This is a genomic window from Paenibacillus hemerocallicola (assembly GCF_006265175.1).
GTDB classification, from domain to species: domain Bacteria; phylum Bacillota; class Bacilli; order Paenibacillales; family NBRC-103111; genus Paenibacillus_AB; species Paenibacillus_AB hemerocallicola.
This window is the reverse complement of record NZ_VDCQ01000083.1, coordinates 1-22,998: the sequence shown is the minus strand read 5'-3', so window position 1 is coordinate 22,998 and position 22,998 is coordinate 1. Positions and strand designations below refer to the sequence as shown.

Below are 22,998 nucleotides of genomic sequence, written 5' to 3'. Positions count from 1 at the left end.
GGAGGCATCCGCCCATGATCGCGCACAAATCGGAACGCCCCTTTCAATGGATCAACGGCATGGCGTTTGCCTTGTTCAGCTTGTCGATGATCGCGCCGCTCATTCATCTGGCGGCGGTCTCGTTAAGTTCGACGCAATATACGGAAGCGAAGCAAGTGTATTTCTGGCCGAAAGGGCTGCAGTTCGACGTTTACAAAACGATTTTCGGCATGGATCAGCTGTGGAGATCTCTCGGAGTAAGCGTAACGATTACGGTATTCGGCACGGTGATCGCGCTGCTGTTCACCTCCACGCTCGCGTATGCGCTGTCCAGACCGATCATGGCCGGCAGAAAAATCGTGCTGAGAGCGGTCGTCATCACCTTCGTTTTCTCCGCGCCGATGATCCCGAGCTATTTGGTCGTCAGGGCGCTCCATATGGAGGATACGTTGTGGGCGCTTATGGTTCCCGGTGCGCTGGCCGCGTTCAACATTATTATTATGAAAACGTTTTTCCAAGGTATTTCCGTGGAAATGTACGAAGCCGCCAAAATCGACGGCTGCACCGAAGCCGGGCTGTTCGGCAAAATCGCCGTTCCGTTATCGATGCCGGTGTTTGCAACGATTGCCTTATTCCATTCGGTTTCCCAATGGAATTCGTACTTTCATGCGCTGATCTATATCCGCTCCAAGGAGCTGCTGCCGGTACAGGTGCTGCTGCGGAACTTGGTCATCAGCGACGAGGCGAGCTCGATGGTCGATTCCAATTTCGGGGACGCATCGATCATGAGCACACCGGAAATGATGAAGGCGGGCATCATTTTATTCGCCACGCTGCCGATTATAATCGTATACCCGTTTCTGCAAAAGTATTTCGTCAAAGGGGCGACGCTCGGAGCTTTGAAAGAGTAGCGGCCGCGTCGGACGGCCAAACGGATGGGGGGCGGCACATGTACAAAGTGATCGTGGTCGACGACGAGTTTATGATCAAACGCGGCATATGCGCCGTAATCGAACGGGGCAACTGCGGGTTCATTTGCGCGGGGGAAGCGAATGACGGCCGGGAAGCGCTGCAGCTGTGCCGGGAGGTCGTCCCCGACGTCGTCATAACGGACATCTGCATGCCGGTTATGGACGGACTGGAGCTTGTGGAAGCGTTAAGCCGGCAATATCCCGTCCCGAGGATCGTCATTTTATCCGGCTACGACGAGTTCGAATATGCCCAGAAGGCGCTTCGTCTCGGCGTAGACGACTATTTGCTGAAGCCGCTCGATCCCGATGCGCTGCAGGAGCTGCTTGTCAAATTCGCCGGTCGTCTCGGAGCGGAGAGCCGCAGCACGCTGGAAAAGGGCAAATTGTTCGACGAAATCGGAAAAAGAGCGAAAAAGCTCTCCGAAGCGATCTGGGCGGCGGACGGAAGCTCCGCCCATGCGGTTTTGGAAGAAATCCGCGTTCTTCTCGGCGGTGCCGGCGAAGCCGTATCGCTGCGGGAGCTGTACATGTATTTGTTGTTCCGCACCGATAGCGAGCTGGTCTACGTGTCGGGGAGATCGCTGCTGAACCCGGACCGGATCGAGCTGCCGAACCATTCCGAACCGCTCGCGGTGCGGGTAACCGAGCTGGTGGACGGGGCCATCGGGCAAATCCGCGCCTCGAAAAATTGGAACGGGAGCCATACCGTCGCCAAGGCGGTCGATTATATACACCGCCATTACAAGGACAGCGAATTGACGCTGCAGGACATAGCGGGGCAGCTCGGGATGAACCTGTCCTACTTGAGCCGGGCGATCAAGGAAGAAACCGGCGTCACTTTCGTCCATTATTTGTCCGAGCTCCGCCTCTCCGAAGCGAAGGAAAGACTCATGAAATACAACGCCAAAATATACGAGACGGCGGCTGCGGTCGGCTATAAAGACTATTCCCATTTCGCCAAAGCGTTCCGCAAGCGGTTCGGCTGTTCGCCCACGGAATTTTTGAAAATGTCGCAGCCCATTCCCCGGCGGCCTTGAGCATTCCGAGCGGGGATGGGCTTTTGCTTGTTCCATCGGCTGGACCGAGCTGCAAAAATAGCGGAACTGGAGTATGTTATGGAGCCAAGTATCCGTGTGGTTAGCAAAATAAAGGAAAATCGTTCCGTTAATCCGCTGTTCGCGATCCTTTTTAACCAGAAAGATCGAAATAGAGGAAGCCTGTTCCGTTATATTCGGGGGTGTAACGAGATTTGGGGCGATAACGGAATACAGTTCCTCTATTTACGGCAACGTGTGTTGCGCCCGCTTCATCAAACGGTAGCTGTCACAGTTTTTTTGCCTAAGAAACGAGGGATAGTATTTTGCGCCGCAATCCGTTATACTATTTTTAAATACAGGTTAGATACAATTTAGCCATGCGCATACGGGAGAGGGATACAATGAGCAAACTGGCAATCGACGGGGGAACACCGATCAGAACGAAGCCGTTTCCGGAATGGCCCATATTCGACGAGCTGGAGGAGCGGCTCGTTCTCGAAGTCGTCCGTTCCGGCAAATGGGGCGGCACCGGTCGCGTCAAGCTGCCCGAACTGGAGGAGAAGTTTGCGGCTATCCATGACGCGAAGCATGCGGTCTCGATCGTCAATGGAACGGTGGCGATCACGATCGCCTTGCAGGCCGCCGGCGTTCAGCCGGGCGACGAAGTGATTATGCCGCCGTATACGTTTATCGCCACGGCCAGCTCCGCGCTCATGTTCGGCGCGATTCCGGTATTCGTCGACGTCGAACCGGATACGCTTCTGCTCGACCCGGAGAAGGTGGAGGCGGCGATCACGTCGAAGACAAAGGCGATCATCGCCGTTCATATTGCCGGTTCTCCGGCCAACCTGACCCGCTTGAAGACGATTGCCGCCAAGCACGGACTTCGCCTGATCGAGGATTCGGCGCAAGCGGTCGGCGCGAAGTGGGACGGCGTCGGCGTCGGCGCGCAGGGCGATTTCGGCACGTTCAGCTTTCAATCGAGCAAAAATATAAACGCCGGGGAAGGCGGGATGATCCTGACCAACGATCAGGAGCTGGCCGACCATGCCTGGTCTCTGGCGAACGTAGGACGCATTAGGCAGGGCGGCTGGTACCAGCACGAGACGATCGGCTGGAATTTGCGGATGACCGAGTTGCAGGCCGCGATTTTGCTCGGACAGCTGTCGCGTCTGGACGGCCAAATGGAGCTCCGCGAGCGGAACGCCAAGCTGCTCACCGGGCTGCTGGACGGCACGCCGGGAGTCCGTACGCTCCGCCGCGATCCGCAGGCTACCCGGCACGCGCAGCACTTGTTCATGTTCCGCATCGAGCCGGAGCTGGCCGATCGTATCGACAAAGCCGAGGTGATCCGCAAGCTGAACGCGGAGGGCATTCCGGTCAGCTCCGGCTATGTTTCCCTCAACCAGAACAAGGCGGTCATCAGCGAGACGAAGAAGTGGACCGGAGAAGACCGCGTATATTCGTGTCCGAACAGCGAGCGGGCGTGCGACAAAGAAATTTTGTGGCTTCACCAAAACGTGCTGCTGGCGGACGAGGCGGATATGCGTGACATCGCGGATGGCGTTCGTAAAGTGATGGCCTCCTGCCAGTAAGCGGAAGGTCCGACCGGAATACGAACCGAAAGACGAACTTTAATAACTCTTAAACCGGCATCCCCGCGGACGCCGGTTTTTTTGCTTTTCCGGGATGGATCAGCGCGAACCGCCGTGAACGGCAATAGTGAACCGGATCCGGATAAGGGAAAAAAGGATTTTTCGTTCCGTTTGTCGAATTTCGACAAAAGAAAACTTCCGAACACGGAGGTGACGGGTGAAGAAAAGCATCGTACTTTGTTTGCTGGCCGCGTTATGTCTGTTCGAGTATATCCGGACCTCCGCTTCCGATCAGGACCCTTACCTCGTGACCGATTACGGCAGGCTGCATCCCGTCAAAGTGGAACGGGTCGCGAAGGGCAAAGAAGAGCGGCAGCTGGTCGATCTGGTGAAGGAGGCGCGGGATAAAGGCTTGACGATTTCCATCGCCGGACAGCGGCACAGCCAAGGCGGCCATACGTACTACAAGGACGGGATCGTCCTCGATATGACCTCCTACAACAAAATATTGGAGTTCGATCCGGCCGCGAAAACGATCCGGGTGCAAGCCGGCGCTACCTGGGAGCAGATTCAAAACAAAATCGATCCGAGCGGCCTGGCCGTGAAGACGATGCAATCGCAAAATATTTTCACGGTAGGCGGGTCCGTCAGCATCAATGCCCATGGCCGGGATATACGCAACGGCTCCATGATCGGAACGGTCGACTCGTTCCGCCTGCTGACGGCCGACGGGCAAATCCGCCATGTCAGCCGGGCGGAGCAGCCCGTCTTGTTCACCGCGGCGCTCGGCGGGTACGGTTTGTTCGGGGTCATTACCGATGTTACGCTCGCTCTTGCGGACAACGAGACGTATCGCATGTCCACGGAAGCGGTTACCGCCGAACGGTACAGCGCCTACTTCAAGGAGCGCGTACTCGCCAATCCCGACGTGCGGATGCATATCGCCCGTTTGTCCGTAGCGCCCGACAGCTTCCTGAAGGACATGTACGCGATCAACTATACGCTGGACAAAACCGTTTCTCCGCGGCAGTACGGCCCGTTGAAATCCGGCGAATCGTTCGTCGGCTTCAAGAAGCTGCTGTTCCAAATGAACCGGTCGTCCGATTGGGGAAAGAACGCCTACTGGAATTTGCAGCAATCGGTCGTTCCGATGCAGCAGGACAAGCGAATCAGCCGCAACAACGCGATGCGCTCGGAATCGGAGTTCATGGATTACCGGCAGCCGGGGAAAAACGATTTGCTGCAGGAATATTTTATCCCGGTGGACGAGTTTGCCGATTTTGTGCTGAGCATGAAAAAGGTGCTGAGCGAGGAGCAATTGAACCTGTTGAACATTACCGTCCGCTTCGTCAACGAAGACAGGGAAGCGCTTCTGTCGTATGCCAGAGAAGATATGTTCGCCCTCGTATGCCTGTTTCATACGCCGCTTTCCGCTCGGGAGCAGGCAAAATTCAAGGAGGGTATCAGGCGCGTGATCGACGCGGTGCTCCGGCACCGGGGGACATACTATTTGCCTTACGCGCCTTACCCGAGCGTATCTCAGTTTCGGGCGGCTTATCCGGAACAGGATGAATTTTTCCTGAGAAAGGAACAATTCGATCCGGAACGATTGTTCATGAATGATTTCTATGCCCGGTATAAGGGGGAGTAGGGCGATGGACGCGAAATGGCTCATTCGTTCCCAAAGCATCGTTACGCTGGCAGCAGGTATGATATACCCTTACTACTTGCTGTTTCTGAAAAATTTGGGCAACAGCTACTCGAAGTACGGCTTGGCATTCGCCGTATTTACGATCAGCTCGGCGGCTGCCTCCCAATGGCTCGCTCCGCGTATCGACCGTCACGGCTACTCGATTCTGATGTACAGCTCGCTCGGCATGAGCGTTGCGATGTTCGCGTTTCCTTGGGTGTCGTCTTATTTGTGGGTGCTAGCGATCCAGCTCGGGATGGGCGTGTGCAATGCCATGCAGCGTATGAGCGAACGGCTTCTCCTCGCTGACCATACGTCCGTCGGCTCGCGCGGGCCGGTGATCGGCGCCTACCATTTCTGGACGTCGGTCGCTTCGGGCTTCGCCGTCATCGTCGGCGGATACTTGATCGACTGGCTTACAATCAACACATTGTTCTATGCAAGCGCGCTTCTGTACGGGGCAGGCGCATGGGCCGTTTGGCGGGTGCGCCGTCGTCTCGCGGAGCCGCATCGCGCGGACGATTGACGAGTATGCCGCAATAGAGCAGCAGGAATACTTAGGTTGTTGAGAAAGACATAAAGAGAATTGAACGCCCGATTACTACCAGGTAAATGGAGCTGATACCGTGGAACAAATACGTTTAATCCGACCGGACGAATTCCAGGCGGCCGCGAGGCTCGCCGACCTCGTATTCCGGGATGCCGAACATAAATCGATGGGGGAGGCGTACCCCAATGCTTTCTCTCCCGGTTTGTCGCAATCGTACGGCGCTTTCGCGGACGGGGAAATCGTCTCGTTCGTCGGCTTGGTGCCTTCGGTCGTCCGGATCGGGGAGGCCAGCCTTAACGTATACTCGATCGGGGCTGTCTGCACGCATCCGGATCATCGCGGCAAAGGATATGCCGGAGCGATTTTGGAGTTGATCCGGGAGCATAGCCGTGCGGCCGGTGCGCCGGTTATTCTCGTCTCGGGCAACAGGGGCATTTACGAACGGTTCGGCTGCCGGACGTACGGCGAAACGACGTCTTTCGTCATGGACGAGGCGTCTTCGGCCAAGCTTGCGTCTTCGCCGACGGTAAGGGAAGCGACGCTGCGTCCTTTCGCGCACACGGACTGGTTCGCGTTGAAGCGGCTTTCGGACCGGCGCGTCGTCGGTTACGAGCAGAGCGTATGGGACTTGGCTTCCCTCATACGGGCGGAACCGACGGCCAGCAACTACAAGCTGGCGCACCGCGTATGGGTGGCCGAGCAAGGCGGAGAAGTCGCGGCCTTCGCCGTCATCGCCGTTCCCGACGGCCGGATCGCCCCGCTGGGGAAGCCCGTATTGATCGAATGGGCGGGCGATCCCGCCCTAGCGGCGGCGCTTGCGGCGCACGGCGCACGGGAAGCGGGCGCGGAAACGTTGCGGGCGGTCGTGCCGTGGCACGAATCCGGGTTTGCCGCAGTATTGTCAGATGCGGGCTGCGCCTCGACTCCGGGCGAGCAGAGCGGAACGATCGCCGTCGTCGATCCGGAATTGCTGATGTCCCAGCTCGCGCCGTACTTGCGGCGCAAAGATGCTTCCGCCTATGGCAAGCTGCGCTTCGGCACATCCGATGACGGCGGCTTTATCGTGGAGTGGGAGGGCGGTTTCCGAACGTTGTCCCCGGAGGCTTTCATTTCCTTGGTGTTCGACCGCAACCGCGCCGGGGATCGTTTGCCCGAGGAGGCGGAACGTTCGGCGGCGGCTTTATTCCCGATTCCGTTCCCGTATCCGTCCGGCTTGAATTTCGTATAACGGGCAGCCTGATCGATATAATTTACAAACTATGTCATCTACGGTAGAATAGGAATAATGAACTTGAATTGGAGCGGAATCTATTGCTGCGAAGACGAAACCTGTTTCAAGAGCGGTACGACCACTTTTTGAGCGAGCTGAAAAATGAAATATTGAGCGGCAGTCTGAAGCCGGGCGAATTCATTCTGCCCGAAAACACGTTAAGCGAGAAGTATAAAATCAGCCGCGTCTCCGTTCGCAAAGTGCTGGCGCAGCTGGTCGAAGAAGGGCTGATCGAGAAAATCGCGGGCAAAGGCAACCGGGTGAAGCCTCCCGTCGAGGAAATCGTCCGGCAGACAATCACGATGTCGTGGTTTTCCCAGTCGTACGAGCAGGACGTGCTCCATACGATTATCGAGCGGTATGAAGCGAGCCATCCGTATGTGAAGGTCGATCTGATCATTTTGCCTGCGGAGCAGTATCCGAAAAGGCTGGCCGACATGATCGAGCAAGGGACGGGGCCGGACTTGTTTTTCATCTCGGACGTGCATTTCCGCAGTTTGATCGAGCTCGACAAGCTGAGCGTCATCGAGCCTTACCAGCCCCCGAAGCTTCAGCCATCCGCAGACAGCTATCCGAAGCTGTTCGATTTGTTTACCGTCGGCGATACGCTCATGTCCGTACCGATCCATTTCTCGCCGGTCGTCATTTGCTACAATAAGGATATGTTCGAGCAGGCCGGCATTGCGGGCAGCGATCCGGTAAGCACGTGGGACGACCTGCTCGAGACCGCGAAGAAATGTACGGCCGAGCCGAACGAGGACGGCATGATCGACCAATACGGCTTCTGCTTCTCGTCTTCGACGAACCGCTGGCCGGCGTTTATTTTGCAGAACGGCGGACGCTTCAAATCGGCGGACGGCAGCCGTTCCGTGTTCGCGGACGAACGCAACGTAGAGGCGCTGCAATTTTGCAACGACTTGATGTACAAGCATCAGGTGTCGCCGATCTATTCGCATTCGAGCAGCTACTTGGCCGAACATATTTTCAAGAGAAAACGTTGCGCGATGATGCTCTCGACCTACTATTTCATGAACGAATTCCGCAATATGGACCTTCGTTGGGACGTATTGCCCGTTCCGAAAAACCGCGAGAAAGGGACGCTTCTGCTGAGCGGCTCCCTCGGAATCAATAAATATACCGACAAGGTGAAGGTGGCGCAAAGCTTCATCGACTTCTTCGTAGGCCAGGAGGCGCAGACGCTGCTGAAGCAGACCGGCTGTACCGTTCCCGTGCTGCGCTCGGTCGCGGAGGACAATTCGCTGCTGAACCCGGATATTCATCCCGTGCATTACAATACGTTCATCGATGCGCTCGAGCACAGCTATTCGCATCGGGAATTGGGCATTACGAGCGACGACAATACGATTTTGTACGACGAGCTTACTACGCTTTGGGCGAATATGGATACGCCGGAAGACGCATGCCGCCGCATCGAGGAACGGACGAACCGGATGCTCGAGGAGAAGCGTACAGGCGCGTGAGCACGGGATCATAACGAACCGAACCAGACGCAAACGTTCTGTCCAGTCGGCACGTTGCGGGTTGCTGCGGCACCCCGGATACGCCTCCGATCGCACAAATCGATTTTTACTGAAAAGACCTCCGGCCCACCGTTACGGTGAGACTGGAGGTCTTTTTCCATTTTGTCGGGTCCCAAAGCGTTCCCCTCGATTATTTCCGCTTGTATTCCGTGTATATAATCTCTCCGGAATCCAATTTGCCCAGCTCGTCCTTCGTCCAGCCGGCCAGCTTGTTGTTGCCCTTGACGCCGGTCAGCTTGATCTTGTACTTCGACTCCAAATATTGGTGAAGCGCCGGCATATCGGCCTCGGTCAGCTCCTTCAGTTTTTTCTTGCCCTGAATTTGCCCGAGGATGACGCCGATCGATTCGGCCGCCAGGCCGGTATTCGGTTGGATGCGCGCGCTGCCGTAGGCGATGGCCGAAGCTCCCACGTTTTTGCCGGCGAGGATGACGTTGGAGTAGTTTTTGAGCAAAAAGCTGCGCAGCGGCATGCCGTATTTGTCCGGACGCCCCATTTCGTTGCCCCACTTGTTCACGCTCGTCCCCTGCAGATCGAGCGGATATCCGGCGATGCTGACGTTATCCCAGAACATATTCGCCCCGAGCATGTCGGAAGGCTTGAGCACGTAATCCGTCTCGTAATGGTTGTATTCGCGTATGTACAAATAGTCGGGAAAGCCGTTCAGCTCCGCCTTCTCCCAGCCTACGATCGACTTGCGGAAATGGTTCAGGATGAGCGGAATTTCCTTCTTGCCCAGCTCGAGCCCCTCGGCTACCGATTTCGGATCCGACGGGTCGATCGTATAGATCAGAAAAGCGTTGATCAGCACCTCGCCGTCGCGCTGGTTGACCGCGTTCAGCCCGCGAAGGAATACCCGGTCGTTCGTTTGCTTGTAGGCGTTCGTCATGCCGGTCAACCCGATGGCGAAGCTTTCATTGACGTAGCCCCCGCCGTACTTTTTGCTTCGTTCCGCCGAAGTCAAGCCGTTGAAATGGGTGGAAAAGGTTTTCCAGTCCACGTTTTTGAATTTCATCATCATGCCCGCGCTCATGTATTCGATTTTGTCCGGATGTCCGTAGAACACTTCGAGTCCGGGCATGCGCGTCACCTTCAAGCGGGAAGCAAGCGCCGCATAATCGGTATTGTCGACCCAGTAGGCGGCTTCGATCCGTTTCGGGGAGCCGTCCTTCGATTTGTAGTCCACCGAGGTTACGGCAGTGTCGGTTGCGCCTGCGGCCGGAGCGGCCGTCTTGACATCCGTTATCGTGATCCCCGATTCGATCGGGATATCGCGCCGCAGCTCGTCGATGTAGCGGACGAATTCGTCCTTTTTGCGGATTTTGGCGCTCTTGAAGCCGTCGAACAGCTGCTTGATCCGGCCTTGCACAAGGGTGCGGCCTTGATCGTCCTTCGTTTCGTCCAAGAACAGCATTTCTCCCTCGATCAGTTGACCTCCGACTTGATCCCGGGGATCGAGCACCTTGACCTTCAAGCCTTCGTCCGCCGCGGCACGGACCAGATACAGTCCTTCCATCTCCGAGCCGAACATGACGATATCGACCTTTTCCGTCGGGATAACCGGTTCCGGAGGAGGGACGGGCTTCGTATCTTTCGGAGGGGTTGTTTGCGTCTTCGTCGGGTCTGGCGTTACGGATTGCTCCGCGAGCTGGCCACCCTCGTCTCCGTTTTTGTTCCCGTTCTTCATCGCGATTGCCGCCCAGCCCGCGAAGAGGAGAATGAGAACCAGAATCGAGGCGACGATGACCGAATTGCGTTTGATGCGCATGCCTAAACTCCTTTCTGATGCCGATGATCTTGTTCAAGTCTATCATTTTTTGGCTCACCCCCACAAACGATTTTCGAGGAGCGAATGGATTTATCAGTACGGGAACACTTCGCGAAGGTTCCGGACCGGGGGCGAGCTGGGAACGCAATTCCCTTTATCTGATCAATAAAGGACATACCCGCGACCCGCTCCCAGCGTCTGAATACCACCATGAAATCGCATACATATCCGAACAAACGGGGAGAGTTGATTCATATGAGAAAAATATTCAAAACAACGGTTCTTACGACGATGACGCTGGCAATGATCGTGGGGGGCGCAAGCTCGGCTTTCGCGGACGGAAAAGGGAAGGGCAACGACAAAAATGACGACAAGCGCAGCTCGCAAAGCTGGAACAACGGTTCGAGCAACGGTTCGAAGAACAATTCCAACAGCGGTGCGACCAACATCAAGTTCGAGAACAAGGGCGACGTCAACTTCTTTATCAATTTCAGCGATATGAAGGGCGGCGACGCGGAATGGGCTCTTAAATATATAGCGAGTCTGTCCGGCAAAAAAGTATTCGAAGGCTTCGAGGACGGAACGTTCAGACCGAACCAGAAAGTAACCCGCATCGAGGCGATTACGGCAGCGGTCCGGTTGATGGGATTGCGCGCCCAAGCCGAGTCCCAGGAAGAGAGGAATACGCAGCTTAACTTCAAGGACGCCGACAAAGTGAAGCAGCAATACGGATGGGCGGTCGGTTATGTAGCCATCGCCTTGGAAAACGACCTGTTCTCCGAAGCCGACTCGTCGGTACAGCCGGAAAAACCGGCGGATCGTCTGTGGGCAACGACGCTGCTCGTGAAAGCTTTGAAGCTGGACGCGGAAGCGAAAGCGAAAATGAACACGAAGCTGACATTCAAGGATGCGGGCCAAATTCCGGCAGGCTCGGTCGGTTATGTGGCGGTAGCGGTCGAAAGAGGACTGATCGACGGCTTCGAGGACAACACGTTCCGTCCGAACGAATCCGTAACGCGCGCTCAACTCGCCGCCCTGCTTGACCGCACGGGAGATCAATTGCCGGATCAGGAGCAAAACGTCGCAACCGGTACGGTAGCGGTAGCTCCGAATAATAACGTGCTTATCGTGAACCGGAACGGAGTACCGACTTCGATCACCATCGATCCGAACGCCTTCGTCTACCGCAGCGGCGTACGGGTAGCGCTCGGAGCCCTTCAAGCCGGCGACGTGGTGCGCGTGAAGCTGGTCAACAACGTCGGCATATACGTCGAAGTAACTACGGCTACGACTTCGCCGGTCACGGACTTCTCGGTTACCGGACGCGTCTACTCGTACGATATGGGAAGCGACGAGAAAATAACGAAAATTTATGTGAATACGGCGGCCAACACGACGGATCAGCCGATTATTCAAGCCTATACGGTAGAAGCCGGCTATACGATCGAGAACGGCGACCGGTTGTCGCTGATTGCGGGCCGGAGCATTACGGTGAGCGGCACGAACCAAATCGTCAAAAAGATAAAAGTCAACTGGTAATAAGGTTGACGCCCAGAGGAGAAATATACGCGCGATGCGCGGCGAAGGCGAGAGAGCCGGGAAACGGAACGGGGAAACCGTCCGACTCCCGGCTCTTTGCCTTTCAGTCGGGGGCTTTTCCGGCGGCATAAAGCGAAAAACGCCGCTTGCCGAGCGGGGATGCCTGCATGATCAGGGCAACTTACGCAAAATGGGCAAGGGCGTTTATGGTTCGCGGGCGCTTATTCGTGAATAACGTAAATAGACGTTTATCTTGGTTATTGAGACGAAACTTTCTCCAGATCGCTTACGCCTTCGTAAATCGTGTCGAACAGCTCTTCCAGATGCTCCGCCTCGATGCAGGAGAAGGCGACGCGCAGGTCGGTCGAGCCGAGGGCGATCGTACCGATGCCGTACTTGTCGAGCAGATGGACGCGCAGCGTCTCGGCATCGACCGACTTCAGCTTCAGGCACATGAAGTAGCCGGAGTTGAACGGGTAATACGTCCAGGCGGAATCGAATTTGCCGCTGTCGAGCAGCTCTTTCGTCCGGTTGGCGCGCGCTTTCATAATGTTGAACTTCTCCAGCCGCTGCGTCTCGAACTCCGGCGACTGCAGCGCGCGCAGGACGAACGTCTGCGACGGGTGAGGCCCGCTGGAAATGGTGGCGCGGATAATGCCCGTCGTCTTCTGCTCGAGCGCGTTGAGAAGCGATTCGCTTTGCGAAGCATATGTGATGAAGCCGACGCGGAAGCCCCAGACGAACTCTTCCTTGGTGGCGCCGTCGACCTTGACCGGCAAGATGCGCGGGTGCAGGTCGGCCAACTGGCCGAACAGCGACTCGTGCAGCGAGTCCTCGAAGAACAGGCTGAAATACGCGTCGTCGGTGACCGCCACGATGTTGATTCCCGCTTCGGCTCCGGCTTGCAGCGCGGCGACGATTTCTTTGCCTTCCTTCGCGGTCGGCGTATAGCCAGTCGGGTTGTTCGGAAAGTTCAGGATGACGATCGCTTTGCCTTTCGCCTTCTGGGCGAGCACCGCTTCGCGGAGGCCGGCGGAGTTAAACCGGTCGTTGTCGTCGTAGAGCGGGAAATTGACGATTTCGGCGCCGCGGCGTACCCCGAAGCACAGCTCGTAATTTTCCCAGTTTTTGTCCGGGAAGATGACGGCGTCTCCGGCATCCGCGAACAGATCGGCGACGATGCTGAGCCCGTGGGTCAGCGCGTTCGTGACGATCGGATTGCTATATGTTTTGCCTTGCATCGAAGGGTTCTCGACCAGCATTTTGTCGCGCCAAGCTTTGCGGAGAGCCGGCTTGCCCTCGGGAGGCGCATACGGATAAATGTCGTTCGGGTCGTAATCGTTCAGCGTATCCTGGATCGCCTTGAGATACATCGGCTTGCCTTTCTCCAGGGCGGTGCCGATGGTGGCGTTGAACTTCTTCGCCTTCGCCTTCGCTTCGGCCGATTGGCTCAAGATGCCTTCCTTCGGAAAATAGATCGCTTTGCCGAGCCCCGAAAGCATAGAGAACACATGAGGGTTTTGTTGTTCGATGGTAGCATTCAGTTGTTTCACCAATTCATTCATTGGGGTCCATCCTTCCAAACCGTGTTTTCGTGTAAAGTCGCCTTATTATACCATTTCGGCAAAGGCGAGTCACCCACGGATTCCCCTCGGCCCCAGGCATGCTCGCCGCTTGCGGGAAAGCTTACTTGGTGAAAACGAGCTCCAGCTGGACGGCCAGATTGTTTTCCGCAGCCAGAACGACGGCGTGCGGATTTTTCATGCCGAAGTCGTCAAAGGTGACGATTGTCGAGCCCGACAGCTTCAGCTGCCCTTGCTCGTATAGAGCGCTTGAATCGAACGTCACTTCCTTGTCGATGCCTTTGACGTTCAGCTTTCCTTTTATTTTCAGAGGAACGATTTGGCCCTCCTTCCATTCGGCAGGCATCCCTTCGAAGCCCGCGACCGCGAAGGTCGCTTTCGGATGCGCGCTCGCCTGCAAATAATCGTTGCCTTTGACGTGATTGTCCCGTTGACCGTTGCCGGAGCTGAGCGAGGCGATCTCGACTTCTCCTTGGCCTTTCGTTTGCGCCGGGTCGGACAAGTTGACGGTCCATTGCCCTTGAACTTTGTCCCCGACAATGTTAACCGTCTCCTTCGAGGTGGTGACGGACAAATATACTTTGGAGGAAGCGGCGGCGATGTTCCACGTTCCGTTCAGCTTGTCCGCGGATACGGCCGTCGAAGCGGGGGCGGAAGACGGTTGACCGGCGGCGGCTTGTCCGCTTGAAGGAATGACCTGCTCGATCTCCACATGGTTGCCGGCATAATAATCGTACACCGAATACCCGCCGACGAGCAGCAGCAATGCCAAGCCGGAGGCGTAAAGCACGTTTTTGCCGTTTTTGTTCCGTTTGTTCGGATTGTTTCCCATTATTAATTCCCTCCAATTCGATCGGATATAGGCTATTCCAGACCAGTGTAGCAACCGTTCGTGTCGAGACGAAGTCGAACGGCTGAAAGTAAGCTGAAAGTCCTGCTCAATTGACGGAAGGAGGGAAGGCTGATATACAATAGAGGCAATCGATACGAGAGGACGAGACGGATGCGGACGATTCTGCTTGCGGAAGACGAAGCGGCGATAGCCCGGGTGCTGTCGGCTTATTTGAAGCGTGCCGGCTTCGACGTGCGCCACGCTGCCGACGGGGAACAAGCGCTGCTGCTGTTCGACGAGCTCTCCCCGGATTTGGTGCTGTTGGACGTCATGATGCCTGCCGTCGACGGGTGGATCGTTCTGGAGCGAATTCGCCAGCGCAGCAGCTGTCCGATTATTATGCTGACGGCCAAAGGGGATGTCGCGGACCGGCTGGAAGGACTGAATCGCGGGGCTGACGATTACATGTCGAAGCCGTTCGTGCCCGAGGAGGTGGTCGCGCGCGTGAATGCGGTGCTGCGCAGGCCGATACGATGGATCCAGGGGAGCGAGATGCGCTATTTCGGCAATTTGACCGTCGATTTCGCGGCTCGCCGGGTATGCCTGAACGGAGCGGAGCTGCTGCTCAGCCCGCGCGATTTGTCGCTCCTGTTGTTTCTGGCCGAATATCCGAACCGGATGTTTACGCGAGAGCAGCTTATCGAGCAAGTATGGGGAATCGATTACGAAGGAAGCGACAGGGCGGTCGATTTATCGATCAAACGATTGCGCCAGGCGTTATCCCATTGGCCTCTGGCCGAAGGGGAAATTCGGACGCTGCGCGGAACGGGGTATCAATTTTGGGTCGGAGAATGAATACCGCATCGCTGTTGTCCTATTGGACGTTCCGCTATTTGCTCATTCTTTGCATAGGTCTCCTTGTGGTCGCTTCCGCAGCGGTGCTGTGGGTTCGACAGACGACGATGGACGATCGGATGCGGATGATGGGCTTGCTCTCCCAGGAAATAGCCGACCGGGTGTCGGGCGACGGCAGCATGCCGGACGTTTCCCCCGCGCTCGACGATTTGATCGCGAAACGGAAACGGTTTTTCAACTTGAACGACGAGCTGTGCGTCACGATTACCGGAGACGGAGGCTTGCTGCTGTACAACGACCGTACGCTGTCTCCCGAAGAGATTCGCAAAAGGTTGAATGACGATTTATCGGCTCCTGCGGACCCGGACATCGTGACCGTGTCGACGCCGATTGTGAACGATGGGGGAAAAACGATCGGCCATGTGACGCTGCTCCAGTCGAAAAAGGCGCTGACTTACATTCCGAACGAAAACCGGCTGCTCGCCATATTGCTGATCGGCATTGCCGTTCTCGGCTGGCTGACCATTTACTTGCTCTCCCGCAAGCTGTCGCGGCCGATCCGTCAAGTCGCGGAGGCGGCCAGACAAGTCAGCGGAGGCTCCTACGATATTCGGCTGGAGGGAGAATGGCGCGAACGGGAAATCGGCGAACTGATCGGTTCGTTCAAGGAGATGACGTCCAGGCTCAAGCAGCTCGAGGAATGGCGCTCTCTCATGATGGCGGGCATTACGCATGAGCTGAAAACGCCGGTCACCTCGGTAATAGGACTTGTCCATGCCGTCCGCGAAGGCGTCGTGAAGGAGAAGGAAGCCGACGAATTTCTCGACATCGCCCTGAAGGAAACCGAGCGGCTGCAAACGATGATCGCCGATTTGCTGGACTACGACGCTCTGGCTGCAGGTTTCGTCAAGGTAAGGCGGGATCGGCTCGATGCCGGGGCTCTCATAGCGGAAATCGTTCATCAATGGAACGTGATGCAGGGAGAAGAGGGCTGCGAGGCCGTATTGGAGCCGACGGAGCCCGGGATGACGATATGGGGCGACCCGTTGCGCATTCAGCAAATCGTCGTCAATCTGCTGAACAACTCCAACCAGGCGAAAGCGCCTGATCGTCCGCTGAACATTGCCGTATCGCTCGTAAGCGGGGGCTGGTTCGTCGAGGTGGCCGTGACGGACAACGGGTACGGGATCGGCGAGTCCGAGCGGGAGTTCGTATTCGAGCGTTTTTTCCGCGGCGAGCGGAAGCGGCAGCGAATACGCGGACTGGGCCTCGGCCTGACGTTCAGCCGGATGCTCGCCCGCGCCCAAGGCGGCGATCTGCTGCTGCTGCACAGCTCCGACGAAGGGAGCCGGTTCGCGCTGCGTCTGCCGATGCATCCGAGTGCTTCCGACAAAGCGACTTGATCGTGGCGTGCCGACGGACTGCCTGCATGGATGCGAAGCTTCCTTCCGGAAACCCGGCTGCGAGGGAATCCATCCCGTTTTAACAGGGACGTTTCGGTGTAATCATATACGACAGAACGTTGCCTGCGAGGCTATCGGAAACGAAGACGGCGCCGAGTAGTCGGTGCTGATTTTACGTTGAACGTCCGCTTTCGGGATTCGTTTTTTTCTGCGATAGCCTGATTCGCGAACAGGAGCGCACGGCGACGCATGATCGGTGAAGACCGGCTGCCTGTGCCGATGCCGGTGCCGATGCTTGCGGGATCGTGAATTCACCAAAAATAGCGGAACTTGCGTATGTTATGGAGCCGAATTCTTGTGTCGATAGCAAAATAACGGAAAACCGTTCCGCTATTCCGCTGTTCACGATCGTTGTCACTCCGCCAGATCGGGATAACGGAAGTCGGTTCCGTTATCTTCAAGCGTGTAACGGAATTCGGGACAATAGCGGAATACAGTTCCTCTATTTGCCGCAGCGCGCTGCACCCGCTTCATCATGAGACCTCAAGCCGGATGCGAAGTATGCTGTCGCAATTTAGTTGACGAATATTGCGGCTTGCAGGCTTGGCTCTCCACATTGTGGACGGATTGTGACCATAAAATGTATATAAAGAAAGGATAGCGCCAATACCAACAAGTAAGGACTGGCGATCGACCGCGCATGAACGATTGAACGAGACTGCCGGGCGGCGTTTCGACACGACCCAGGACGGTCAAAACCGATTTTCTTTTTTGGTTGGGATCGGTTACAATAATTGAACATTGTTACATTGTGGCTGCCGCCGTGAGCTCGCTGGCGGGGAGGGGGACGTATGAATCCGAAATTGAGAGCCGCCGGGGTAATGATTCGCGATTTCGAACCGGGTGATTCCCGGTATGGAACCGAAAGGCAAGTATTGGTGCAGTGCGATGAGGACGAATCGTTTTACCGGTTCGCAGGAGGTACGGTGGAATACGGCGAGACGGCCTCCGAGGCGATTATCCGGGAGTTTATGGAGGAGTACGACTTGGTCGTCAGAGTCGGTCCTCTTATGGCGGTAAACGAGCATTTTTTTCAATACTACGGCAAAGAGCACCATCAGGTGACGCTGATCCATCACTGCGAGCTGGAGGAGACGGAGGAAATTCCCGAGCCTTTGTGGCATAAGGAGCATTCCTCGGTGAAGCTCGTCTGGCGCACATTATCCCAGCTGCGTCGTCGTCCCGTCTATCCGGAAGGGATCTTCCTCATGCTGGAGAAAGACTATCCGACGATCGCCCATCTGGTAACCGGAAGAGGCTCGCGGTAAATCGCCGCGAAGCCCGAGAGCGCAAGCATCCGCTTGCGCTGTTTGGCGTGCCCGCGGATGCGCTCGATCGCCGCTGCGCGCGGTCCGCCGCGCCGAGCAAATGGCCGTCGCGCGCAGCGGCGTACACGGACAGAGCGGCGTTACTCGACCGGACACCGCCCCGTGTATTTCTCCATCAAGTCGGCCGTATGCAAGTCTCCTTCCGTTCCCCGCTCCCGCAATCCTTCGCATACTTTCGCGAACCGCTCTTCGTTCAAATGCTGGCCGAACGCGAACTTGGCGCTCAACGATTCGGCGTTCAACCGAAACACCGCAACGCCCTGCAAGCGCGGCACATAAGCCGGATCGGCAGGGTCGATCGGACTGTAGCCGCCTTCGGGCTGGAGCTTGCGCATAAGCGCGCCGAGCACGTCCGCTTTTTCCGCCGCATCCTCCACGGCTTCGGCTCGTCCCCTAATCAACACCGATTTGAAATAGGACGTCGCCGGGCAGGCGAGCAGCGGATCGCTGAAATAAGACGGGATAAGGGCGTATTCCTTGCAAACGCTGAACGCGACATTGCCGCAAGCGCGGATCGCCTCCATTTTATGGCCTGCTTTGCTGCCGTGCAAATAAATGCTTTTCCGGTGGTATACATAATTGAGCGGTACGGCATAAGGCCATTCTTCTCCTTGCATGACGAGTGTGCCGAAGCTCATCTCGCCCAAAAATTGTTCGATTTCCTCCTCGGATGTCATTTCATAGGCGGTTCTTCTCAAGCAGATGCGCTCCCTTCGCGATTTCACTCATCATAGAAGAAATATTGACAATCGAAAAGTGCCAATTATGATAGAAAGGAGTAGTCCAATTTTCGGGATGGCGTGCCATTCGTGCGCTAAGTCGCTAGCGCAATGATCTCGTTTAACTGATCCAGCACATATAGGGTTAGTCATATGCGCCAACACGCGCGAAAGAGAGGAGACGGGAACGATGGCCGATTTTCATCTGCCGCTGAATCTGTATATGGAGCGGTACCCGCACAAATATACGGCGCTGTACCATGCCCTCAAAGACCGAATCGCCTCGGGCCGGCTGGAGTATGGCTCCAGGCTGCCGTCCACCCGCGAGCTCGGCGGCTTGTACAAGCTGTCGCGGGGCATCGTCAGCCAAGTGTACGAGATGCTCGCCTCGGAAGGGTATGTCGCCTCCGAGGTCGGCCGGGGAACGTATGTCGCGTTTCGCCGCGACCGCCTTCCCGCACAAGAGAAGCAAGCCGCGGGCGATGCGGCGTGCGAGCTGTCCGCCTGGGGGCGCCGGGTGGCCGGGCTGCCGCTGCGAAAGCCCGACGAAGGGCCGCGGCCGACGGTCGATTTCGCGGTCGGCTATAGCGACCGCGCGTCTTTCCCTGCGGAGGCCTGGAACCGCGCGCTGTACGCGCAGGTGCGCGGGATGACCGATTCGAGCGCGATCGAAGTCGACAAGTTCGCCGCGCTCGGGCATATGCCGCTGCGCGAAGCGATATGCCGCCACCTGCGGCGGGCGCGCGGCGTCGAAGCCGATCCTTCGTCCGTCGCCATCGTGAACGGCTCGATGCAGGCGATCGCGCTAATCGCGCAATTGCTGGTCGAGCCGGGCCAGCCGGTCGTCGTCGAGAACCCCGGCTACCCCGGCACGCTGTCGGCGATTGCCGCAGCCGGAGGCCTTCCCGTCGCCGCCGCGGTGGACGGTCAAGGCATCGTCCCGGAGCAGTGGGACGCCAAGCTCGTCTTCGTCACGCCGGCCCGGCAGTTTCCGACCGGCGCCGTACTCAGCCTGGATCGCCGCCAGCGGCTGCTCGCCTGGGCGTACGAGCGGGGAGCGATCGTCGTCGAAGACGACTATGACAGCGAGTTCCGTCATCGCGGACGGCCGATCGAGCCGCTGAAGGTGCTCGACCGCCATGACCGCGTCGTCTATATCGGCACGTTCACGCGGACGATGATGCATCATTTCCGTATCGGCTACGCCGTGCTGCCGGACGCCCTCCGCGAGCCCTTTGCCCGTGCCAGGCAGCTGTTCGAGCCGCACCCGACTTCGATTTTGGAGCAGCGCGCGTTAGCCTCGTTTATGAACGGCGGGGACTACGAGCGTCATCTGCGCCGGATGGGACGCGTCTACAGCCGCAAGTTCGAACGGATGCGCGGGCGGCTCGTCGGGGAGCTGCCTGAGCTGTTCGACCCGGTACCGACGGACGCCGGGCTGCACATATTCGCCCGCTGGAAACGGTCCGCCGGGCAATATGAAGCGTTCCGCCGGGAATGCCGGGCCTACGGCGTCTCGTGGTCGGACGGAACGGCTTATTATGCGGAGAACGGCACCGCCTCCGCCTGCTTCGGCTTCGCGCATGTGAGCGAGCGGGAAATAGACGAAGGCATCGCGCGGATGAAGCAAGCCGCAGACCGGGTTTTTGCCGATCAAGGGTGACCGCTCCCGCACGATATGCGCGTGCATAATGAAGCGAAGCTTCCCTTTATGGGGAATAAGCCGTCTGGTATAATGGCATAAAACGGACCATGCCTGATACATAAAAAGGGGGACGGACATGGCGAGGATGAAGCTGAACTCCAAGCTGCTATACCGGTACATCGTATCGTATTCGATCGTTCTGTTGCTTCCCGTACTGATCATCGGACTGATCGCATACAACTTTTTCATCCAGCTGCTGGAGCAGGAAGTGACGAAGAGCAATATGAACCTGCTGACGCAGGTGAAGGATACGGTAGATGTCAATATGACGGAGCTGAACAACATCGCTTTTCATATCGCCGGCAATACGAACCTGACGCCCTTCAACGTCACGAAAAGCCCGTTTACCGAATTGAATACGATCGCCCAGCTTCGAAATTATGTCAGCGCCAATCAATTCATCGACCAATTGGTGCTGTATTTCCGCGGCCACGATACGCTGTACACGCCGTACAGCACTTACGACGTCCGTACGTTTACCGATAAAATCGTTGCTTACGCCGATTGGAAGCCCGAAGATTTCGTCCGCGACATGCAGGCGGCAAAGTACCCTTATATGCGGGGAGCGGAAACGGTAACGGGCTCGGGGGGCACGACCGAGAAAATGGTCACCTACGTGACGCCGCTGCCTCCGAGCAGCACGACGCCGTACGGAGCCGTCGCCTTCTTGCTGAAGGAAAGCGCTTTCCAGACGCTGCTCGAGAAAAAATTCGGGGACGACTGGGGCGATACGTTTATTTTGAATGAAAAGAATGAGCTGATCGTCTCAACGAACGGCATCGCGGCGGAAGACGCCGAGCGGCTGACGGAAGCCGCTTATGGGGACCGGACTTCCGACGGCACGAAGACGATCCGGCTGCGCGACCGCGACTTTTTCGTCTACGACGTCCGTTCGGAGCGGCTCGGATGGACGTTCGTAACGCTGGTCGACCAGGAGGCCGTGCTCCATAACGTGGAGCTGGCCAAGCGCAGAACGCTGTACGCCATATCCGTCGTTTTGCTGCTCGGTGGACTGTTTGTCTACTTCGCCACGCATATGAGCTACAAGCCGATCCGGACGCTGCAGCGGTTTGCCGAGAGCAAGGCGAACCGGGAATTCGCCGGTCTCGGCGAAATCGAATCGATTCATTCCGCGCTGACGCTCATGTCGGACAGCAATGAGGAGCTGAGCCGGAGCATTTCGAGCAGCAGGCCGGCGATGAAGCATTACGCGCTGCTGAACCTGATACGCGGACGGCTGCCGGATCACGGCGATATGGCGAGGACGCTGGAGCTGGCGGACTTGCGGATGACGAAGCCGTACCATATGGTGGCCGTGCTGCGGTTTCCGAAAGGCTACGCGATCGATCCGTCGGACCGTTCCTCCCTGCTGGACGATTTGGAGCAAAGCTTTCCCGAGCAGGCGGAAGTATACGGGATGGAGAGCGTCGAAGGCGCGAACCTTATTTTCCTGATGGGGACCGACGATCCGGATGGAGCGGAGCATACAGGGCTGCTGTTGGACGCGCACCGTTCCTTAAGCGGGAAATGGGGTACCGAGATGACGGTCGGAGCCGGCACGGCCTACGGACAATGGAGCGAGCTCGGCAAATCGTACATCGAAGCTTGCGGGGCCGTCGACTACAGGCTCATAGCCGGAAACGGCAAAGTAATTTGTTTCGCCGATATCGTGTCGAAAGCCCGGCTCCCGCATGCGGACTATTCGAAGAGCGATTGGAATCAGCTGAAGCTGTTCATGTACCAGGGCGATGTCGCCAAAATAGCGGACCATCTGGAAAGGATGATCGGGACGATCCGGGAGCGGCAGCTGCCGTTGTTTCTGGTCAAATGCATGTGCTTCGACCTGATCCATGTCATTTTGTCGATGCTCAGCGAGCTGCAATGGGACGATGCGGACATGGCCGGACAATATCCAGACGTATGGTCGTTATCCGAATTCGAGACGGTGGAGGAGCTGATCGGGCTCGTCAAGCATATATCCGAGGACATATGCCGCATCGTGGCGGATCGGAAGGAAAGCGGCAATACGGATCTGGCCGGTAAAATGATGGCCTATATGCAGGAGCATTACGGCTCCAACCAGCTGTCTCTGCAGCAGGTCGCCGACGCGTTCAAAATGTCCTCCTCGTACTTGAGCCGATATTTCAAAGATCAGACGGGCCAAACCGTCACGCAATACATTCAAGCGCTGCGCATGGAGAAGGCCAAGGAGCTGCTGCGCGCCGGAGCCGACAATTTGCAGGATGTGGTCGAGAGAATCGGCTATGGAAGCGTATCCGGCTTTATACGCAAGTTCAAGGAATCCGAGGGCGTCACTCCCGGGGAATTTCGTACGATGCACCATAAATGACGGCGGTCTCCAGTCGGCAGCGAGCTTCGGTCAATCGTGTGTTACCGATAGCGCATCCTAACTAACGTTGCGACAACCGAATGTAAAAGGCGGTGCATCGGCAGCAGAAACCGTGCATTTACGGTTTCTGCTATTTTTTCTATTGTTAAAGAATGCTTAACTTCGCTTAGCGCTGAGGCGAGGTGCGGCATTCTTTACCAAGAAAAGCTACCGCCAAAACACG

General features: G+C 57.0%; 17 protein-coding genes. 13 read left to right on the top strand and 4 right to left on the bottom strand.

The annotated features are described in order from the left end of the window. Positions 1-14: 14 nt before the first annotated feature. The 7 genes from FE784_RS35915 to FE784_RS35885 all read left to right on the top strand — a co-directional run bounded on the left by FE784_RS35915 (position 15) and on the right by FE784_RS35885 (position 8,573). Positions 15-890, top strand: a complete 876-nt coding sequence (locus tag FE784_RS35915) for a carbohydrate ABC transporter permease (RefSeq protein ID WP_139607059.1) — start codon at positions 15-17, stop codon at positions 888-890. Positions 891-928: 38 nt separating this feature from the next. Then, complete coding sequence (locus tag FE784_RS35910; protein WP_139607058.1) at positions 929-1,987, top strand: response regulator transcription factor; 1,059 nt, start codon at positions 929-931, stop codon at positions 1,985-1,987. 401 nt (positions 1,988-2,388) lie between these two features. After that, positions 2,389-3,582: a DegT/DnrJ/EryC1/StrS family aminotransferase gene (locus tag FE784_RS35905; protein ID WP_139607057.1), complete on the top strand. Its 1,194-nt coding sequence runs from the start codon at positions 2,389-2,391 to the stop codon at positions 3,580-3,582. Between the two features lie 217 nt (positions 3,583-3,799). Beyond that, complete coding sequence (locus FE784_RS35900; protein WP_139607056.1) at positions 3,800-5,233, top strand: FAD-binding oxidoreductase; 1,434 nt, start codon at positions 3,800-3,802, stop codon at positions 5,231-5,233. Positions 5,234-5,237: 4 nt separating this feature from the next. Next, on the top strand, positions 5,238-5,798 hold the full coding sequence (locus tag FE784_RS35895) for an MFS transporter (RefSeq protein ID WP_139607055.1): 561 nt from the start codon (positions 5,238-5,240) through the stop codon (positions 5,796-5,798). Between the two features lie 100 nt (positions 5,799-5,898). Beyond that, positions 5,899-7,050 carry a GNAT family N-acetyltransferase gene (locus FE784_RS35890; protein ID WP_139607054.1) on the top strand — a complete coding sequence of 384 codons (1,152 nt, stop codon included), beginning with the start codon at positions 5,899-5,901 and terminating at the stop codon, positions 7,048-7,050. A gap of 83 nt (positions 7,051-7,133) precedes the next feature. Next, a complete protein-coding gene (locus tag FE784_RS35885; protein WP_139607053.1) occupies positions 7,134-8,573 on the top strand; it encodes an extracellular solute-binding protein in 1,440 nt (479 codons plus the stop codon). A 190-nt stretch (positions 8,574-8,763) separates the two neighbouring features. On the opposite strand, the gene FE784_RS35880 is transcribed toward FE784_RS35885, so the two are convergent. Continuing rightward, a complete protein-coding gene (locus tag FE784_RS35880; RefSeq protein WP_139607052.1) occupies positions 8,764-10,401 on the bottom strand; it encodes an FAD-dependent oxidoreductase in 1,638 nt (545 codons plus the stop codon). Positions 10,402-10,656: 255 nt separating this feature from the next. Between FE784_RS35880 and FE784_RS35875 the strand changes: the two genes are divergently transcribed. Beyond that, complete coding sequence (locus FE784_RS35875; protein WP_139607051.1) at positions 10,657-11,940, top strand: S-layer homology domain-containing protein; 1,284 nt, start codon at positions 10,657-10,659, stop codon at positions 11,938-11,940. A 257-nt stretch (positions 11,941-12,197) separates the two neighbouring features. On the opposite strand, the gene FE784_RS35870 is transcribed toward FE784_RS35875, so the two are convergent. Both FE784_RS35870 and FE784_RS35865 read right to left on the bottom strand, forming a co-directional pair. Then, positions 12,198-13,505 carry an aminotransferase class I/II-fold pyridoxal phosphate-dependent enzyme gene (locus FE784_RS35870; protein WP_139607050.1) on the bottom strand — a complete coding sequence of 436 codons (1,308 nt, stop codon included), beginning with the start codon at positions 13,503-13,505 and terminating at the stop codon, positions 12,198-12,200. A gap of 121 nt (positions 13,506-13,626) precedes the next feature. Next, entirely contained in the window at positions 13,627-14,355 is a 729-nt protein-coding gene (locus FE784_RS35865; RefSeq protein ID WP_139607049.1) for a YceI family protein, read from the bottom strand. Between the two features lie 171 nt (positions 14,356-14,526). On the opposite strand from FE784_RS35865, the gene FE784_RS35860 reads away from it, so the two are divergent. From FE784_RS35860 to FE784_RS35850, 3 genes are all read left to right on the top strand, one after another. Continuing rightward, positions 14,527-15,210: a response regulator transcription factor gene (locus tag FE784_RS35860; RefSeq protein WP_139607048.1), complete on the top strand. Its 684-nt coding sequence runs from the start codon at positions 14,527-14,529 to the stop codon at positions 15,208-15,210. Beyond that, positions 15,195-16,613 carry a HAMP domain-containing sensor histidine kinase gene (locus FE784_RS35855; protein ID WP_139607047.1) on the top strand — a complete coding sequence of 473 codons (1,419 nt, stop codon included), beginning with the start codon at positions 15,195-15,197 and terminating at the stop codon, positions 16,611-16,613. Before FE784_RS35860 ends, FE784_RS35855 begins: the two co-directional genes overlap by 16 nt. Before the next feature lie 851 nt (positions 16,614-17,464). After that, entirely contained in the window at positions 17,465-17,941 is a 477-nt protein-coding gene (locus FE784_RS35850) for an NUDIX domain-containing protein (RefSeq protein WP_342779158.1), read from the top strand. A 140-nt stretch (positions 17,942-18,081) separates the two neighbouring features. On the opposite strand, the gene FE784_RS35845 is transcribed toward FE784_RS35850, so the two are convergent. Next, the gene (locus FE784_RS35845; protein ID WP_139607046.1) at positions 18,082-18,699 is read right to left on the bottom strand and encodes a pyridoxamine 5'-phosphate oxidase family protein; all 618 of its coding nucleotides are present in this window, start codon (positions 18,697-18,699) and stop codon (positions 18,082-18,084) included. Between the two features lie 211 nt (positions 18,700-18,910). Between FE784_RS35845 and pdxR the strand changes: the two genes are divergently transcribed. Further along, positions 18,911-20,383: a MocR-like pyridoxine biosynthesis transcription factor PdxR gene (gene pdxR, locus FE784_RS35840; RefSeq protein WP_139607045.1), complete on the top strand. Its 1,473-nt coding sequence runs from the start codon at positions 18,911-18,913 to the stop codon at positions 20,381-20,383. 118 nt (positions 20,384-20,501) lie between these two features. After that, the gene (locus FE784_RS35835) at positions 20,502-22,775 is read left to right on the top strand and encodes a helix-turn-helix domain-containing protein (protein WP_139607044.1); all 2,274 of its coding nucleotides are present in this window, start codon (positions 20,502-20,504) and stop codon (positions 22,773-22,775) included. The last annotated feature ends 223 nt before the right edge of the window (positions 22,776-22,998 follow it).

Excerpts from the sequence above, each read along its gene's own strand:
- FE784_RS35850 (WP_342779158.1), top strand. The coding sequence starts at position 17,465 with ATGAATCCGAAATTGAGAGCCGCCGGGGTAATGATTCGCGATTTCGAA.
- FE784_RS35880 (WP_139607052.1), bottom strand. The coding sequence starts at position 10,401 with ATGCGCATCAAACGCAATTCGGTCATCGTCGCCTCGATTCTGGTTCTC.
- FE784_RS35910 (WP_139607058.1), top strand. The coding sequence starts at position 929 with ATGTACAAAGTGATCGTGGTCGACGACGAGTTTATGATCAAACGCGGC.
- FE784_RS35865 (WP_139607049.1), bottom strand. The coding sequence starts at position 14,355 with ATGGGAAACAATCCGAACAAACGGAACAAAAACGGCAAAAACGTGCTT.
- FE784_RS35915 (WP_139607059.1), top strand. The coding sequence starts at position 15 with ATGATCGCGCACAAATCGGAACGCCCCTTTCAATGGATCAACGGCATG.
- FE784_RS35875 (WP_139607051.1), top strand. The coding sequence starts at position 10,657 with ATGAGAAAAATATTCAAAACAACGGTTCTTACGACGATGACGCTGGCA.
- FE784_RS35870 (WP_139607050.1), bottom strand. The coding sequence starts at position 13,505 with ATGAATGAATTGGTGAAACAACTGAATGCTACCATCGAACAACAAAAC.
- FE784_RS35860 (WP_139607048.1), top strand. The coding sequence starts at position 14,527 with ATGCGGACGATTCTGCTTGCGGAAGACGAAGCGGCGATAGCCCGGGTG.
- FE784_RS35895 (WP_139607055.1), top strand. The coding sequence starts at position 5,238 with ATGGACGCGAAATGGCTCATTCGTTCCCAAAGCATCGTTACGCTGGCA.
- FE784_RS35835 (WP_139607044.1), top strand. The coding sequence starts at position 20,502 with ATGGCGAGGATGAAGCTGAACTCCAAGCTGCTATACCGGTACATCGTA.
- pdxR (WP_139607045.1), top strand. The coding sequence starts at position 18,911 with ATGGCCGATTTTCATCTGCCGCTGAATCTGTATATGGAGCGGTACCCG.
- FE784_RS35905 (WP_139607057.1), top strand. The coding sequence starts at position 2,389 with ATGAGCAAACTGGCAATCGACGGGGGAACACCGATCAGAACGAAGCCG.